This is a genomic window from Paraburkholderia gardini, assembly GCF_907164575.1.
GTDB classification, from domain to species: domain Bacteria; phylum Pseudomonadota; class Gammaproteobacteria; order Burkholderiales; family Burkholderiaceae; genus Paraburkholderia; species Paraburkholderia gardini.
The window spans coordinates 106,837-123,431 of record NZ_CAJQYY010000021.1 but is presented as its reverse complement, the minus strand read 5'-3'; the positions used below and the strand labels follow the sequence as shown (position 1 = coordinate 123,431).

Genomic DNA, 16,595 nt, shown 5'->3' with positions numbered 1-16,595 from the left:
GCAGTTGCGCTTCGCTTCGCTCGCTGTGATCAACTTACGGTGGGACTTGCACCCACAAGAGTGCGCCCATGCTGGGCGCACAAGATAAAAACGGCTGGCATCGCGCCAGCCGTGTGCACACAGGAACAGCGCCGGTCTGAACGACCGGCGCACGGCGTGCGCGCCCTGGCGTTAGAGCCTGCCGCGCAGTTCGCGGGCGGTTTCGAGCAGACCCTGGTAGCCGGAGCGTGCATGCTCCGGCAGATCCGGATCGCCGACGAATGCGCCCAACGTTTCGATCAGGCTATACAGAATGCCCTTCGCCGCGCCCGCCGCGATACCGCCTGTCGACACCAGATGATCGACGTGGCTCACCGCTGCGTCGAGGTGCTCCAGATCCGGCCGCTCACCCGTTTCCTGCTTGTCCGATACTTCGCGCGTCATGATGGTCAATCGCTCCTGTTGAAGGACCCGTGGTAGATCTTTCATGTTGTTATATACCGATCGCACGCAGTCGTCCATCCGGCAAGCCCTGAACGTTGGGACGCCGGGGCGTCGGCCTGTCAGGGTGTCCAGCGATACGTCAGAAGTTCCGCGCGCGCATCGTCTTCGACCAGCACGACGTATTCGCCGCTCGCGCGCTGCACGGCGCGCAGACCGGGATACACAGCGACCCGGCACGACTTGCCGCCCACGTTGCGCGGCAGATGCAGCGCGGTGTCGTCGGGATAGTCGAAGCGGCTCATCGTGAACGCCTTGTACGACCATTCCTGTCCTGATCCGCGGTTGTAGTCGGGTGAAAAATGCTTCGAATAACTGAATATCTGATCGGGAGACGCCGGATCGAACGCGCCGTCATCGACGAACAGCAGCCCGTATAGTCGCCCGTTCACTGAGCGCGGGCTAGCGCGGTATAGCCCGCGCGAAACGGACAATGTCGGAGCGCGAACGCGGATGGCGCGCATGGCTCACTGAGCGCGAGAACGAAACGCATCCGGCTGCGAACCTCTGATTTTCGTTTCGATGATGACAAGGTGAACCGCGCCGGCCGGCGCGGTTCACCGGCCGCCGGCTCCCGGATATTCTCACCTTTCGTGGTCGAACGGATACCGTGACGCTCCCGAACTCTCTCACCTTCCCGCTCGCCCCGGGCATGCGTTGTGCATCTGTCGATCGTTCCTCCCGGCCAGCGACCGGGTACGATGTCTCTTTTGCCACCACCGGAGCCCGCGAACTTGCGACCTACCGAGTCCTCGGCACTCGATCTGCCTCTGCCATCGCGCAACTTTGCAACGACGCGCCGCATCCTGCTTGTCGTCCTCGCGGCAGCCGTGCTGATTCCGCTGGTCTGTCTGATCGGCTATGGCTATTACGACTACCAGCGCCGCGTCATCGACGCGAACGATGTAACCGATCGCCTTGTACGCGTGGCCCAGGAACACGCGCTGAAGGTGCTCGATCTGAATCACGAAATGGCGACGCGCATCGTCGATCTGCTCGGCGACAGCGGCGACGCCGAAATCCGCGCGCAGGAAGCGCCGATCCATCGGCGGCTCAGCATGATCGGCGGCGACTTCCCGCAGATCGCTGCGATTTCCATCTTCGGCGAGGAAGGCGATGTGCTCGCAACGAGCCGCTATTACCCGGTGCCGAAGGCGTCGGTAGCGAATCGCGACGACTTCCTTTCCGCACGCGCAATCCGGCCCGCGCCGTATTTCTCGTTACCGCTGCGCGGCATCATTGGCCAGGCGGACGTGTTCGTGACGGACATGGGCCGCACCTCCATGAAGGACGGCGGTTTTCTGGGTGTCGTTTCGATTGCGTTACAACGCAAATATTTCGCCGATTTCTACCGCGAACTCGTCAGCGACAATCCCGCTGTGACGATCGGCCTCTATCGCCGCGACGGCGGCACCCTGCTGCGCTATCCCGAAGGCAGGCCGGGCATCACGCCCGCCGCGAATACGCCGTTCACGACCGCGTTGCGCGACGGCCTGCTGTTCGGCCACCTTCGCATGACGTCGACGACCGACAACGCCGAACGTCTGCTGTCGTTTCGTCGCGTCGGCAACTATCCGGTTTATGTCGTGGCCGGCTATGCCACCGACGCGATCTTCAACGCGTGGTGGCGTCATGACCTGCTGATTGCGTCGATCACCGCGGTGCCGTGTTTTGCGGTGTGCATACTCGTGCTGTTCTCGCTGCGTCAGCTGCGCGCCGAACAGGTCGCATGGGAGCGCTGGCAGGCGGAAGTGGCGATGCGCCTGTCGGCGGAAGCGTCGAGCCGGCAAATGCGCCGGATGGGCGCGCTCGGCAATCTCGTCGCCAACGTCGCGCACGACTTCAACAATCTGCTGATGGTTGTCTCGACCAACATGGGGCTCGCGCGCCGCAAGGGCTTCAACAATCTCGAGAAAGAAGTGACGGCGGTCGAGCGTGCGACGCTTGGCGCGCAGTCGCTCGCGCGCCGCCTCCTGAGCGTCGCGCGCAAGCAGCCGCTCAAGCAGGAAGCCATCGACTTCGCCACCTGGATGCCGGCCGCCACGCACCTGATCCAGACGGCCGTCGGCGACAAGGTGCGGGTCAGTGTGCAGGCCGTGTCGGACCTGTGGCACGTCTTCGCCGACGCGACGGAACTCGAATTCGCGATCATCAACGTCGCGGTGAACGCGCGCGACGCGATGCCGCTTGGCGGACGCTTCGTCATTCGCGGGCAGAACGTACGCCTGACCGCGAGCGACACGCGCCTGCCCGATGGCGAATATGTCGTGATCTCGCTCACGGACGACGGCGAAGGCATGCCGGAAAGCGTGCTGAAACGCGCGTTCGAACCGCTCTTCACGACGAAGTTCAGTGGCGCCGGTACGGGCCTCGGTCTCGCGCAGGTGCTGGCTGCGTGCGAACAGGCTGGCGGCACGGCACGCATCGACAGCGTGCCGAAGCGCGGCACCACCGTGCGCCTGTACCTGCCTCGCTATCAGGGCGAGCAGGTTCCGGCGCGGCCTGTCGCGCCTGCCGCGCCGGCAACCGCCACCGCGATGCAGGGCGTCGTTCTGCTCGTCGAAGATAACGACGACGTGGCCGAGGGTGTCGCCGCGGTGCTGGAAGTGTTCGGGTGCAAGGTGCGCCACGAGTCCACTGCCGATGCCGCACTCGACGCGCTCAATGCCGGTGGAACCTTCGATCTCGTGCTGTCGGACATCCAGATGCCGGGCCGCCTGAGCGGGATCGATCTCGCCGAACGGATACAGCACACGTGGCCGGGTCAGCGCATCGCGTTGATGACCGGCTACGCCGACGAACTCGAACGCGCCCGGCACCTCGGCGTGCCGATTCTCGCCAAGCCGTTCGATATCGATGAACTGCGTGAACTGGTGGCGTGTACGCCTTGAGCGGGGTTTTCGTTTCGGGTGATTGAAGACTTCATGTGAGTACACACTTACGCTTTTAGTCTTTATTTCCGGGGCTTGTGCGCTGGGATTCTGGTTACGCGTCGGTGTGCTGCCGACGAGGCTTTATGCGCAAAAAGATTGCTGCCCGATGGGGTGCGGTGCATCGGGCTGGCCGGTCCGTAGAGCATGGCAGCACTCCAGACGCCTGATGTGCCGATGCCGCACACTCCCGAAAAACCTCACCTTATGGCCGTCTTCCGCCTCTCACAGGTGATGATCGGCAAGGGACACGGCACACCGCTCGCTCTGCCAGACGCGTGCGCGAAAGCGCGCCGCCGTCCTGCCGCTGCCTCTGCTTCGCCGCGCGCTGGCTGGCATCGCTCTAAACGCTGTCACCCTTTATCCATAAGGGTTTGAAGCCATCCCGCAGACAGCGAACCCAGGCCTGACGATCCCGTCCGCGAACCATGAAACGTGGTTCGTCCGGTCAGCCGGCTGCGTACATCAGCCGCGCCGCCCAGGCTGGATCAAGGCATCGTGCCGGCCTCCGCATTCCCCGCTCCCGAAAACCCTCACCGTTCGCCGCGAGGCGGTCTTCATGCACATTCACGCTTGCGGGTTCATCCTGTCGGGTGCCAGGATGCACGTGGTATTGGGACGCCGGCGCACGCCTGGACCGGCGTCCTTCTTCGCTGAAACACGCGCTCTTTGAGGAGATGTGCCGATGCAACCCGACGATCCGACGCTCCCGCCTGACCTTCCCCAGCACACCGACCAGCCTGACGACCCCGAACGCCGCCGCGTCCTGACCGGTCTCACGGCGGTCGGTATTGGCCTCGCACTGACAGGCTGCAAGACCGAACAGCTATCGGCGAGTGCCGGCGGCCCGCGTAGCACGGCCGACCTCCGGCTCGATGCCGCGCTCAATGACCAGGTTCGTCACATCGTCGTGATCTATGCGGAAAACCGCAGCTTCGCGAATCTGTACGGCAATTTCCCGGGCATCCTGCATCCGCTCGACGCGGTACCGGCCGATCACGCCGTGCAGCTCGACCGCGACGGCAAGACGCCGCTCGCGCAACTGCCAAAAATCTGGGGCGGTCTCGTGCCGCAGGCGCAGGAAGTGGATGGCAAGCGCTACATGATCGCGGAGCGCGACATCGTCGGTCTGCCGAACGGGCCGTTCCGTCTCGCCGACGCTGAGGGTGTACCACTGCCGAACGGCGTCATCACGCGCGATCTCGTGCATCGCTTCTATCAGAACCAGATGCAGATCAACGCGGGCCGCAACAACCAGTTTGTCGCGTGGGCGGATTCCGGCGGGCTCGTGATGGGCCATTACCGGAATTCGGCGGACTCGCTGCGTCTGTGGAATCTCGCGCAGCAATACACGCTGTGCGACAACTTCTTCATGGCCGCTTTCGGCGGTTCGTGGCTTAACCACATCTTCCTGATTTCGGCGCAGGCGCCGTTCTATCCGGATATCCACAACAGCCCCGCGAAGAAGCTTGTCTCGATAATCGAAGGCGACGACCCGACCGGCACGCGACTGAAACTCAGTGCGAAGTCCCCCGCGTCGGCACTCGAAGGGCCGCCGAAGTATGAAAACGACGGCCTCTTCACCGCGGACGGTTACGCCGTCAACACGATGGCGCCGCCCTACATGCCGAGCAACGTGCGTCCGGCCGAAGGCGGCGACCCGAATCTGGCTGATCCATCCAACCCGAAGGTGCTGCGGCCGCAGACGTACGCGACGATCGGCGACCGGCTGTCGGACAAGGGCGTGGACTGGGCGTGGTACAGCGGCGCGTGGCAGTACGCGCTCGACCATCAGGACACGGGCGCGGTGCCGGACTTCCAGTACCACCATCAGCCGTTCAACTACTTCGTGAATTTCGCGCCCGGCACGGATGCCCGCAGGCGTCATCTGCGCGACGCTGGCCTCGGCAACGATGCGTCGACAAACCATCTGATCGCCGACATCGACGCGGGGCGTCTGCCCGCTGTCACGTTCTACAAGCCGCAGGGCAACCTGAACATGCACGCGGGTTACGCCGATATCGAATCGGGCGACCGTCACATCACACAGGTCATCGAACATCTGCAGCGCAGCCCGCTGTGGCCGAATACGGTCGTGATCGTCACCCACGACGAGAACGGCGGCTGGTGGGACCCGGTCTCGCCGCCGAAAGGCGATCGCTGGGGTCCGGGCTCGCGCATTCCGGCGCTCGTCGTGTCGCCACTGGCGAAAAAAGGTTACGTCGATCACAGCCTGTACGACACCAACTCGATCCTGCGACTGATTACCCGCGTACACGGGCTCGCGCCACTGGACGGTGTGATTGCGCGTGACCGCGCGTTTGCGCAGAACGACAGGACGCCACCTGGCGATATGACCGCGGCACTCGATCTCGCGTAGCGGCTTGCGGGTTCGCCGCAGGCGGCCCGCAACGACTTTGCCGGTTCGATGACCGGGATACGGTTCCGGAGTTGATTCTGTAAAGTCCACAATAGACTTTTCGTCTATACTCGATGCCAGGCGGTCGCTTACCGGCGCGATCGCCATTTGCGACCTGTTGCGAGTGCGTATTTTCAATTCGAGGACGGAAGTCATGGAAATCAGGGAATTCGGTGTCGAACGCTGGATGGATCTCTACGAAAACCACTGCGAGTTGAATCTCGCGGAAACGTGCGTCGAGTCGTTGACGGTCGAGGAACTGCTGCGCATGTCCGGCCGGCAGGACAACATTCTTGACGAGATGCTGCCGCTCAAGCTGACGTACGGCGCCATCGACGGCACCGGGCGCCTGCGCTCAAACGTGGCGTCGCTATACGAACAGCAGAAGGTGCCGAACGTGCTGATCACGCACGGCGCGATCAGTGCGAATGCGCTGGTGTACGAGACGCTCGTCGAACCTGGCGACCATGTGATTTCCGTGCTGCCGACGTATCAGCAGCACTATTCGATTCCCGCGAGCTATGGCGCGAACGTCGACATCCTCGCGCTTCACGAAGAGAACGGGTTCCTGCCCGACCTCGACGAACTGAAGCGCCTCGTCAAAAACAATACGCGCATTATCGCGATCAACAATCCGAACAATCCGACGGGTTCGTTGATGGACCGCGCCTTCCTCGAACGCTTCGTGGAAATCGCGCGTTCGTGCGGCGCCTGGGTGCTGTGCGACGAGGTCTATCGCGGCACCGATCAGGAAGGCGACGGTTTTACCGCGTCGATCGCCGACCTGTACGAGAAAGGGATCGGCACCGGCAGCATGTCGAAGACGTGGTCGCTCGCCGGCCTGCGCGTGGGCTGGATCGTCGCGCCGGTCGAACTGATCCACCGCGTGCAGATTCATCGCGACTACAACACCATCAGTGTCGGCATGCTGAACGATCTGTTCGCGAGCATTGCCCTCGAAAGCCGCGACGCGATCATCCGCCGCAGTCACGACATCCTGCGCACGAACCTGGCCATTCTCGACGCGTGGATCGCGAAAGAGCCCCTGCTCTCGTATGTCAAACCGAAGTCGGGCACGACGGCGCTCGTGCGGTTCGATCTCGACATGACGTCGCGCGATTTCTGCGTCGCGCTGCTTGAAAAAACCGGTGTGATGTTTACACCCGGTAGCGCGATGGACATGGAAGGCTATGTGCGCATCGGCTATACGAACAACCGCGAAGTGCTGGAAGCCGGGCTTGCGAAAGTGTCCGGGTTCCTGCGGGACATCGCGCGTTAGGGGTGACCGCGGCAATCGCGGATGCCGTTGTTTCCATCGATTGCTGCCAGTGTGCCGTCCCGGCGAAGACGCGTCACCCTGGCCGAACGGCCGGGTTTTCTTTCGCTCCGATCGCCGTTACGCTGTGTGTTCGACATTCGGGAGCCGGGTCATGCAACGTTTGAAAATTCCCGCCGTCTACATGCGCGGCGGCACCAGCAAAGGCGTGTTCTTTCGTGCGGACGTTCTGCCGCAGGATCCGCTCGCGCGGGACCAGCTGCTGCTGCGCATCACGGGCAGCCCCGATCGCTATGGCAAGCAGATCGATGGCATGGGCGGCGGCACGTCGAGCACCAGCAAGGTCGTTATTGTGTCGCGCTCGGCCCGCGCCGATAGCGATGTCGATTACTGGTTCGGCGCGGTGTCGATCGACACCGCGGTTATCGACTGGTCTGGAAACTGCGGCAATCTCTCGGCCGCGGTCGGGCCGTTCGCGATCAACGAGGGGCTGGTCGACGCGCCGGCCAACGGCATGGCAACCGTACGCATCTGGCAAGCCAATCTCGGCAAGCACATCATCGCGCATGTGCCCATGCACGATGGAGAACCGCTCGAGGCAGGCGATTTCGAACTCGACGGCATCGCGTTTTCCGGCGCGGAAATCAAACTCGAATTTATCGACCCGGCAGGCGATGAAGGTAAAAACGAAGCCAGCGCCAGTGGTCTGTTTCCAACCGGCGTGCGCATCCAGACGCTCGACGTACCTGGCGTTGGTGCGATCAGGGCGACGTTGATCAATGCGGGTAATCCCACTGTCTTTATCGATGCGTCAAGCCTCGGGCTCAGCGGCATCGAATTGCAGGCCGACATAAATCCGGACCGCTCGCTGCTGGACCGCGCGGAAGCCATCCGCGCGCACGGTGCGGTGGCGATGGGCTTGTCCGCGAGCGCGGACGAAGCAACCCGCCTGCGCCCCGCCACGCCCAAGCTGGCGTTTGTTGCACGCGCGGCATCGTACGTCGCGTCGGATGGCAAGGCGATTCGCCCCGATGAAATCGATCTCGTCGCACGCATCTTCTCGATGGGTCAGTTGCATCACGCAATGACCGGCACGGGCGCGGTTGCGCTCGCCGTCGCGGCAGCGATTCCCGACACGATCGTAAGCCTGATTGCGCCGCCCGGTCCGGACGGCCTTGTGCGCTTCGGGCATCCGTCGGGCACGCTGACGGTCGGTGCCGAAGCCCACGAGGAAAACGGTGCGTGGATCGTGACAAAAGCAGTCGTCAGTCGTTCGGCGCGACGGTTAATGGAAGGCGTGGTGTGCGTGCCGGTCACCGGGAGCGTCGGGTGACCCGGGACGTGAAAATTCGTTGGGGGCCACAAAGGCGGGTAGGTCAGATCAGCGCATGAAGCGAACTGCGGCAAGAATCGGCCTCCCATTCGCAGGACTGTCCCGTCGCGCCGCCCCCGCCCGTATCATTCCCCGCAGGTCGTCGCATCCATCGCGGAATGCATCCCTGGCGAGGGAATTGAATCAATCCTCCTAAATTCATGGCGTTCGGCGCCGTTATACAATTCTCTGCCTCGCTCCGCGACCTCGTACGGAATGCGTTCCCATGCCGGCAAGTACATTTTCCGTTGAAGACGGCATTGTGTCTGCGTCGCCCGCTGCCAGCAATCTGGCAATACCGGCGGGTGACGCGCAATGTCAGGCGTTGACGCGCCTCGCGCGGGCTCATTTCGGCGTCGCAACCGCACTGGTTACCGTATCCCACGCTCATGGGCAGCGACTTCAGGCGCTCGACGGATTGCCGCCTGATGTGCTGCCGCCGAACCTGTCAGGTCCGCCGTTGCATGCAACCACGAAGACAGCCAAGGTGGTCGTCGTGCCAGATACATCGGATGACGAGCGTTTTGGCGGCGGACGAAGTGGCGGCGCCGCGCGCTGGCCGCGTTTTTACGCTACCTGCGGGCTGACGAGTGCCGACGGGCGCCACCTGGGCGCGCTGTACCTGCTGGATAAATTGCCTCGCAACCTCGATGACGCACAGCAGAATTTCCTGCGCGAACTGGCCGGGCTGATCGCCCACGGACTCGAACGCGAGCAGGCACTCGCCACGCTGCGTCACCGCGTCGGAAAACTGGAGGCCAGCGGGGAGCTCATGACGCTGGCGCTTGCCGGCAGCGAAACCGGCACCTGGGACCGCGATGTCGTCACGGGCAAAATCGACTACTCGCCTGCCTGGAAATCGATGCTCGGCTACGCGGAGCACGAGGTCAGCAACCGGATCGAAGACGCCTATCTTCGCGTGCATCCAGACGACCTCGCATACGTGCAGGCGACGATGCAAAGCCACTTCGAGAACAAAACCGACAGCTACGTGGTCGAGCACCGGATTCGCTGCAAGGACGGCAGCTACAAGTGGATCTGCAGCCGCGGCAAGGTAGTCGGGCGCGACAGCGATGGTCACGCACTGCGCATGGTCGGTACGTCGACCGACATTACTGCGTTGCGGGAGACAGCCGCGCAGCTACAGCAGTCCATCGAGATGGTCACGAATCTGACCAACGAGGTTCCGGGCATGGTCTTCCAGTACAGGCTGATGTCCGATGGACTTGCCTTCTTCCCCTATGCGAGCGAAGGAATCCGCAACATTTACGAGCTGACGCCGCAGCAGGCCGCGACGAGCGCGCAGACGATCGACGCGCTGATCGATGCACGCGATTGGGTCGCGTACCGGGAATCGCTTGAAGAATCGGCTGCGAGCCTGTTGCCGTGGCACCTGGAATACCGGGTGCGACTGCCGGAGCAAGGCTTGCGCTGGCGGCAAGGTGATGCACAGCCGCGACGGCTGGACGACGGCAGCACGCTGTGGCACGGCTTCATCACGGATGTGACCGATCGCAAGCACATCGAGGCGGAGTTACAGGAACTGGCAACCATCGATTTCCTGACGCAACTGCCCAATCGCCGCCACTTCATGGTCCAGAGCGAAGCGGAGCTGGCGCGCATCCGGCGCGCTGGCAGTAGCGTAGCCGCCGTACTGATGTTCGACCTGGACCACTTCAAGGCGCTCAACGACCGCTGGGGACACGCAGTTGGCGACAAAGCGCTCAGTCACTTCGCGGCACTGCTACGGGCCGAAGTGCGGGCCGGCGACATCGTAGGCCGCATCGGCGGTGAGGAATTCGCGATGGTGCTACCCAATACGGGTGCCGACGCGGCCATCACGCGCGCAGCATGTGTCCAGCAGCGTACCTCGCGAACCCCCATGCTGCATGGCGATGAGTTCATCGCGCTGACCGTCAGCATCGGCATCGACATCATGCGTACGTGCGACGTCGGCGTCGACCAGTCGCTGTCTCGCGGCGACAGGGCACTGTATCGCGCGAAGGAGCGGGGGCGGAACCGGATCGAGATTTATGGCGACCAGACCTGACAAAGATACATAAATATTGTGGTCGACGGCCTGTAAGTGGATGGTCCTGCCTTCGCCATGCATAGAGGCTCGACCGAGCGGAACGGGTCAACGCACACGGCGTTCGATCTTCTTCAGAGTGGCGGTTCGCGGTTAAGCGAGATATGCGGGTGTGCGAACGGCGGCTTCGGCCGGACACCTGCGCACCTGCTCGAATCGAGTAACGGCCGTTGCACCCTGGAAGCTCGACGGGTCGGAGAGGGTCGGCTACGGCTGACCGCATCGGGCAGTAGGCGGCCAAAAGCGGCCGGTCGACCGCTCCACCAATTTCGTTGACAATCTGGAACAGTTGCCCGCCTCAACAGACTTGGAGAGTCCGATGTTAGTTGCCCGTCCTTCTGCTGGTGCCGTGCTGCTACTGATTGATTTGCAGCAAGCGATCGACCATCCGAGTTGGGGCGTGCGAAACAATCCCCATGCTGAAGAGCAAATTAGCAGGTTGCTTGCGCGATGGCGCAGCGACGGTTGGCCGGTATGGCATGTCCGGCACGATTCCACCGACGCAAATTCTCACTATCGACCGGGGCAGCCAGGGCACAAATTCAAGCCAGAATTCACCCCGATGAATGGCGAGCCCGTTATCCCGAAGCAGACCAACAGTGCCTTCATCGGAACCGATCTTGAAGCCCGGCTCCGCAACGGTAACCTCGATACGCTGGTTGTAGTGGGTGTGATCACGAACAATTCAGTTGAGGCGACGGTTCGTATGGCTGGCAATCTTGGTTTCCAGACCTATCTCGTTGCCGACGGATGTTTCACGTTTGCCCGCACCGACTGGAGCGGGACCGCACGAAGCGCCGACGATGTTCACGCGATGTCCCTAGCCAACCTAGACTCGGAATACTGCACCGTCACAACGGCAAATCTGTTGTTGAGTGACCAAAGTTGAGTCTGTGCTCGCTGTTCATTCGGCTCCGTGCGGCTAGGAAGGGACACTCGCCCTCTGCACATAGATCGTCGACAAATCTGCTGTGTGCGAACACCGATTGGCAGCGCCGAATTGGAGATCGCAGGCTTCGTTAAAATAAACTGTCGTATCCGCGCCTCTCGTGCGCGACTGGGGCGAAGCTGTGCCGACAACCGAAGTGGTGAAACTATACGGAGCCGCATGGAGTGTCTATGTGCGGATCGTCCGGCTTGCGCTGGAAGAGAGGCAGATCAAATATGACCTGGTCGAAGTGGATGTCTTCGCAGAGACGGGGGTTCCGCAGGAGCATCTGAAGCGTCACCCGTTCGGCCGCATTCCGGCCTTTGAGCATGGCGATTTCCATCTTTACGAGACAGGCGCGATCGTTGGCTACATCGATGACGCTTTTCCCGGATGCAAACTGCAGCCGGCAGATCCTAGGGCCCGCGCGAAGGTAAACCAGATCGTTGGGATACTGGACGCCTATGCATACCGAACGCTCGTTTGGGACATATACGTGGAACGCGTGGTTTCAGCTCGCGAAGGCCGGATAGCCAATGAACACAAGATCGCCGCCGCGCTACCGCGTGCCGCTGTATGTCTATCTGAACTGACCCGGCTGTCCGACGACCGTGAGTTTCTGATCGGCGGTGATGTGACATTTGCTGACCTGTACGCCGCGCCAATGTTTGCCTGCTTCATGCAGGCACCGGAAGCCGTTTCATTAATGGAAGGGTATGAAAAATTGACCCGCTGGTGGCAGCGATTCGCCGCTCGCCACAGCATGTCCCGAACAGCGCCATGAGCAACTGCGTGCGGCACGCAACGGCCACAACCAGTCACTCAGGCGCACCTTGCGAATCGTCGACAATGGTCAACGATGCGTCAGGGAGGCGGAACCTTGAACGCGGGATTTCGGCGACTGCCGTTACTTCGATCATCAGATCGGGGTGATACAGCCGTTGAATCTGGACTGTAGTCGTAACGGGGTAAGGTACGGCGAAAAACTCTGCTCGAATGTCGCCGGTTGACATGAAGGCTTCAATATCAGTTGCATAGTGAACGAGCGAAATGGTATCCGACATGCGTCCGCCCATTGACCCAAGCACATAACGAATGTTTTCGAGCGTTTTTCGGACCTGCGCCCGGATGTCGCCCAGGCCAACTACATGCCCGTGGACATCAAGCGCAACCTGGCCTTTCAGGTGGACCACCTGACCGTCACCTTGAAGGACAGCCATTGAAAATGGTCCGAAAGGCGACCACATGCCCGAAGGGTTGGATGCAGCAACCATCGCGAAGGCTCCCTGACAATCGTATCGTTGAATTATCTTTGGTCCTGCGGCTGGTGACCGATTTGCGGCGTGCCGGGGACATTGGCACGCGGATCACTGTATGCCATTAGCGGCAGTCTGCACGCGGCCGACAGCAGTCAATGCCAAATTGCGTCAGAATACCGACGATTGAGGCCGCTTCCTGGCTCTGTACACACGCACTTCACCGAGAGAACAGATGATCGATTCGTCTGCTGTTGCGACGGTTTTTTCTGTCTATGCGGCAGGTGTCGTCATACCTGGCCCGAACTTCGTCGCAGTCGCTCACAAGGCGGTTTCCGGCAGACGCTCCGATACGCTCGCGCTTGTCGCTGGAATCGTGGCAGTCAATCTGTTCTGGGCGACTTGCGCCATCTTCGGTATCGGAATGGTGTTTGCCATTTTCCCGTGGCTCGTTGTGGGCGTTAAGCTTGCTGGCGCTGCCTATCTGATCTGGTTTGGGCTGCGGCTCATTGTGTCGGCACGGGCAAGCGACATAGCAGCACCTCACCCTCCGTCGTCACCGCTGTTTCGTGCCGCATTCCTGCAAGGCGTCGCGACAAATATCGCGAACCCGAAGTCCATCGCCTTTTATGCGGCCGTGTTTTCCTCGGCAGCGCCCGCCCACGTCTCCACACCGACCTTCTTTGCCATGCTTGCGACTGTCGGCGCGACTGCGACGTGCTGGTACGGAGCAGTCGCACTTGTTCTATCGCACTCGGCGATTGCGACGGCGTATCGTCGCGTGAAGGCCTGGATCGACCGCGCATGTGGAGGCCTCATTATCGCGCTGGGCATCCGGCAGGCATTTCGTTAGCAAAGCGCCCGATGGGGCCTATCTGAACGGCCGCTATGCGCTCGGGCGACCGTCCCTTGCGGGGTCGACAGGGGCCCTTTGGGGGAGCGGCATAAACCGCGAGCCCCGGCCGGAGCTTCCATAAAAGTCTCACGACTGCGCGCGACGGCCGACGGATCACGTGATTCCGGCGAAGTGTTGCTCCAGATAGTCGATGATGGCGCTGGACTCGTACAACCAACTCGACTGGCCCTCTTCCTGAATATGCAGGCAAGGCACTTTAATCTTGCCACCGCCGGCCAGCAAACGATCGCGTGCGATGGGATCGTTTTTGGCGTCGTGCAGCGCCATCGGCACATTCAGACGATGCAGGGCGCGCCGGGTCTTGACGCAGAAAGGGCACGCATGGAACTGATACAGCGATAGCCGCGCCGCTTCTTTTTCTACAATCGCCTGACCTTGCACCGCGCGACGTTGCGGGCGCGGGCGACTGACAGCGTCGCCGAGTAGGATCAACTGGCCGAGACCGACGCGCAGGACTTTCATCAACATAGAGACTACCTCGAACGGCGAATGGGAGCGCGCAAGTCTACTCTTTCAAGGATCCGACTGGTCCCGGCCTAATTGCGGCGATCGCGACGTGCAGTGAACGACCTGAGCCAGAAGCCCGCGTGAAGCGTGCCCCGGGGATCATCGCGGATAGTTTCATTTCTCGATCGACCGGAATCCGCTCATCCTTCTCGCCCGACAAGATGGGAACCGGCAGCGAAGTTCGCCATAGCACGGTTGGACCTCATCGGTATAGTGCTGGTCCATCTGGGCGATTTGCCGATAGAACGCCGCTTGACCCAGTTCGCCCATCCATGGTGAAGAGTAAATGCGCAATGTGCCTGCCGCGAGCGTTCGGTTCGCGGCGCCCTGCAGATAACCGCCGGCGTAAAGGCTCCGCTGAAATGCCGTTGGCTGAGCCGACTACAATGGATCCTGGCCAAAAGACGAATACGACCAGCCATGCCTCTTACCTCGATCCATCAAGCGCGGAAACGAACAGCCCGGCCAGTCTGGCTCGCCGTGTGCGTCGCGCTCCTACTGTTGCCGGCAGCCCTCGTTGCCCAGGACGAAAAACCGGGTATTGCCTTTTCCACGATCGAGCCCGGCGAGCCACTGCCCGCAGGCTGGAAGAATTTGCCGGTCGCGCACGGCAAGCCCTTGACGCAATACACGCTCGTTCACGACGGCAACACCACCGTCCTGCAGGCGGACGCGGACCGCTCTGCTTCGGCGCTGATGCACGAGGGTAATATCGACCTCGTCCGCACACCCGTCGTGGCGTGGCGCTGGAAAGCAAAAGGACCGATTGAGGGCGCCGACAACCGCGTCGGATCAAAGGAAGACGCGCCAGCGCGACTGGTGTTCTTATTTGACGGCGACAAAAGCAGGCTATCGTTTTTCGACCGGGCCAAGATGGACCTGGCAAAGCGCCTGGGTGGCGAAGAGCTGCCCTATGCCACGCTGATGTATATCTGGTCGACCGCCGCCGCGCCAGGCACCGTCATTGCCAATCCTCACACGAACCGCGTACAGATGATCGTGGTCTCCGGTCTGTCCGGCGATGCGGGTCACTGGCAAAGCCTGCGCCGCAATATCGTGCAAGACTACGAGCGGGTCTTTCACGAACCGCCAGGACGAATCACCGGCTACGGGCTGCTGACCGATACCGATAATACCGGTACTACGACGCGCGCCTGGTACGGAGACGTCGATTTCCTGCCCCGGCCTTGATAACGCAAAGCGACCGAACTAACTGAGTCCATCTGTCCGATCGGAGTGGCTGTCCTTCAGTTCTTTCGCCGTAAGCTGCCAGTCGAGACCGTTCTCCCTGCGCCGACGACAGACGGCCCGGGGCAAGGGGTCCAAACGGCCAGTTTGGGACCTTCGGCCTTCCAACTCGAATGTCTGCAACTGGGCACAAAGCGTGACTTCTACTATCGACGCCGTGTAGATGGGCGGCGTCGCATTGCTCGCCGTGACGCGTTAGTGCGCTTTTAGAAATGTCGCGATTAGCTCGGCGATTCTCTGCGGCGCGTCTTCGAAGCTGTAATGACCAACGCCAGCAAGCCGATGAACAGGCGCTTGGGGAAACAGCTCGCTGAATAGCGGTAGAAAATGCTCTGATGCCAGCGTGCGGTCGGCATCGCCCCAAATCGCTAACGCCGGCTTTGACCGGACCGCGTCGACCGCTGCCGCATCAGGCGCTTCGAAACGATGCGCTCCGAGCGCAAAACCTTTTGCCCACCCGATCGCTCCCGCACTGTCGGCCGGTACGGCGAAACGCGAGCCGTAAGCACTCAACCATGTATTGTTGATGCGCATATGGTTCTCGAAGCCATTGAGCTTCAAGATACTCAGGATATTGAAGCCCAGTTCTCCCAGCACGGATTCGAGGCGGCCTTCTGACTCGGCGCGTGCGATCCAGCGGAACCACGGCGAGACTATCGCATTCGCGTCTAGCCGGTCGAATAGCGTTGTCTGACCGAACGGCGTCGGCCCGTTGACGGAGACAATTCGGCGAATGCGCTCTGGATGGCGCGCGGCGAGTCCCATACCGACCGGGCCGCCGAAGTCGTGCATGATGAGAGTGATGTCGCTCAGGTCTAGGGCCAAGACGAACTTTTCGATGTTGTCGATATGATCCTGTAGCCAGTAGGTGCGATGCGCTGGCGTTTCGCTTTTGCCGAAACCCATATGGTCGGGCGCGATCACACGGTAGCTTCCTGATAGAGGCGGTATGAGTTCGCGAAATAGATAAGCCCACGTCGGTTCCCCGTGGAGACACAGGACAACTTCGCCATCCTCAGGTCCCTCGTCGATGTAATGCATGCGAAAGCCGGCGACGTTGCTGAAGCGCGGCGCAAACGGAAACGTTCCGTCGAACGTATCGGTTGACAATGTCATGAATGGTCCTCGACGCATGGTGTGGCCGGCGCTATGAGCCGGTCGAAAAAGGTTAAAC

General features: G+C 61.6%; 14 protein-coding genes. 9 read left to right on the top strand and 5 right to left on the bottom strand.

Annotated features, from left to right (window positions below; all coding sequences use genetic code 11):
- Positions 1-171: 171 nt before the first annotated feature.
- On the bottom strand, positions 172-423 hold the full coding sequence (locus LPA34_RS18295; protein ID WP_228980759.1) for a hypothetical protein: 252 nt from the start codon (positions 421-423) through the stop codon (positions 172-174).
- Positions 424-542: 119 nt separating this feature from the next.
- Complete coding sequence (locus LPA34_RS18290) at positions 543-872, bottom strand: hypothetical protein (protein WP_228980755.1); 330 nt, start codon at positions 870-872, stop codon at positions 543-545.
- Positions 873-1,214: 342 nt separating this feature from the next.
- Here LPA34_RS18290 and LPA34_RS18285 point away from each other — a divergent pair, with 342 nt between their 5' ends.
- The 7 genes from LPA34_RS18285 to LPA34_RS18255 all read left to right on the top strand — a co-directional run bounded on the left by LPA34_RS18285 (position 1,215) and on the right by LPA34_RS18255 (position 12,278).
- Positions 1,215-3,371, top strand: a complete 2,157-nt coding sequence (locus tag LPA34_RS18285) for a hybrid sensor histidine kinase/response regulator (RefSeq protein WP_228980753.1) — start codon at positions 1,215-1,217, stop codon at positions 3,369-3,371.
- A 724-nt stretch (positions 3,372-4,095) separates the two neighbouring features.
- Positions 4,096-5,790, top strand: a complete 1,695-nt coding sequence (locus tag LPA34_RS18280; protein WP_228980751.1) for an acid phosphatase — start codon at positions 4,096-4,098, stop codon at positions 5,788-5,790.
- Between the two features lie 193 nt (positions 5,791-5,983).
- Positions 5,984-7,108, top strand: coding sequence for an aminotransferase (locus LPA34_RS18275; RefSeq protein WP_228980748.1), 1,125 nt, complete (start codon positions 5,984-5,986; stop codon positions 7,106-7,108).
- A gap of 151 nt (positions 7,109-7,259) precedes the next feature.
- Positions 7,260-8,438 (top strand): 2-methylaconitate cis-trans isomerase PrpF, encoded by a 1,179-nt coding sequence (prpF, locus tag LPA34_RS18270; protein ID WP_228980742.1) that lies wholly within the window; start codon positions 7,260-7,262, stop codon positions 8,436-8,438.
- A 265-nt stretch (positions 8,439-8,703) separates the two neighbouring features.
- Positions 8,704-10,527, top strand: coding sequence for a sensor domain-containing diguanylate cyclase (locus tag LPA34_RS18265; RefSeq protein ID WP_228980739.1), 1,824 nt, complete (start codon positions 8,704-8,706; stop codon positions 10,525-10,527).
- Between the two features lie 358 nt (positions 10,528-10,885).
- Complete coding sequence (locus LPA34_RS18260) at positions 10,886-11,455, top strand: cysteine hydrolase family protein (protein ID WP_228980737.1); 570 nt, start codon at positions 10,886-10,888, stop codon at positions 11,453-11,455.
- A gap of 160 nt (positions 11,456-11,615) precedes the next feature.
- Positions 11,616-12,278 carry a glutathione S-transferase family protein gene (locus LPA34_RS18255; RefSeq protein ID WP_228980735.1) on the top strand — a complete coding sequence of 221 codons (663 nt, stop codon included), beginning with the start codon at positions 11,616-11,618 and terminating at the stop codon, positions 12,276-12,278.
- A 34-nt stretch (positions 12,279-12,312) separates the two neighbouring features.
- On the opposite strand, the gene LPA34_RS18250 is transcribed toward LPA34_RS18255, so the two are convergent.
- A complete protein-coding gene (locus tag LPA34_RS18250) occupies positions 12,313-12,768 on the bottom strand; it encodes a RidA family protein (protein WP_228980733.1) in 456 nt (151 codons plus the stop codon).
- Positions 12,769-12,985: 217 nt separating this feature from the next.
- Between LPA34_RS18250 and LPA34_RS18245 the strand changes: the two genes are divergently transcribed.
- On the top strand, positions 12,986-13,603 hold the full coding sequence (locus tag LPA34_RS18245) for a LysE family translocator (RefSeq protein WP_228980732.1): 618 nt from the start codon (positions 12,986-12,988) through the stop codon (positions 13,601-13,603).
- Between the two features lie 156 nt (positions 13,604-13,759).
- Here the strand turns inward: LPA34_RS18245 and LPA34_RS18240 are convergent, their stop codons facing one another.
- A complete protein-coding gene (locus LPA34_RS18240) occupies positions 13,760-14,134 on the bottom strand; it encodes a glutathione S-transferase N-terminal domain-containing protein (protein ID WP_228980730.1) in 375 nt (124 codons plus the stop codon).
- 459 nt (positions 14,135-14,593) lie between these two features.
- On the opposite strand from LPA34_RS18240, the gene LPA34_RS18235 reads away from it, so the two are divergent.
- On the top strand, positions 14,594-15,364 hold the full coding sequence (locus LPA34_RS18235) for a DUF3047 domain-containing protein (RefSeq protein WP_228980728.1): 771 nt from the start codon (positions 14,594-14,596) through the stop codon (positions 15,362-15,364).
- 252 nt (positions 15,365-15,616) lie between these two features.
- Here the strand turns inward: LPA34_RS18235 and LPA34_RS18230 are convergent, their stop codons facing one another.
- Positions 15,617-16,537, bottom strand: a complete 921-nt coding sequence (locus LPA34_RS18230; protein WP_228980726.1) for an alpha/beta fold hydrolase — start codon at positions 16,535-16,537, stop codon at positions 15,617-15,619.
- Positions 16,538-16,595 lie beyond the last annotated feature (58 nt).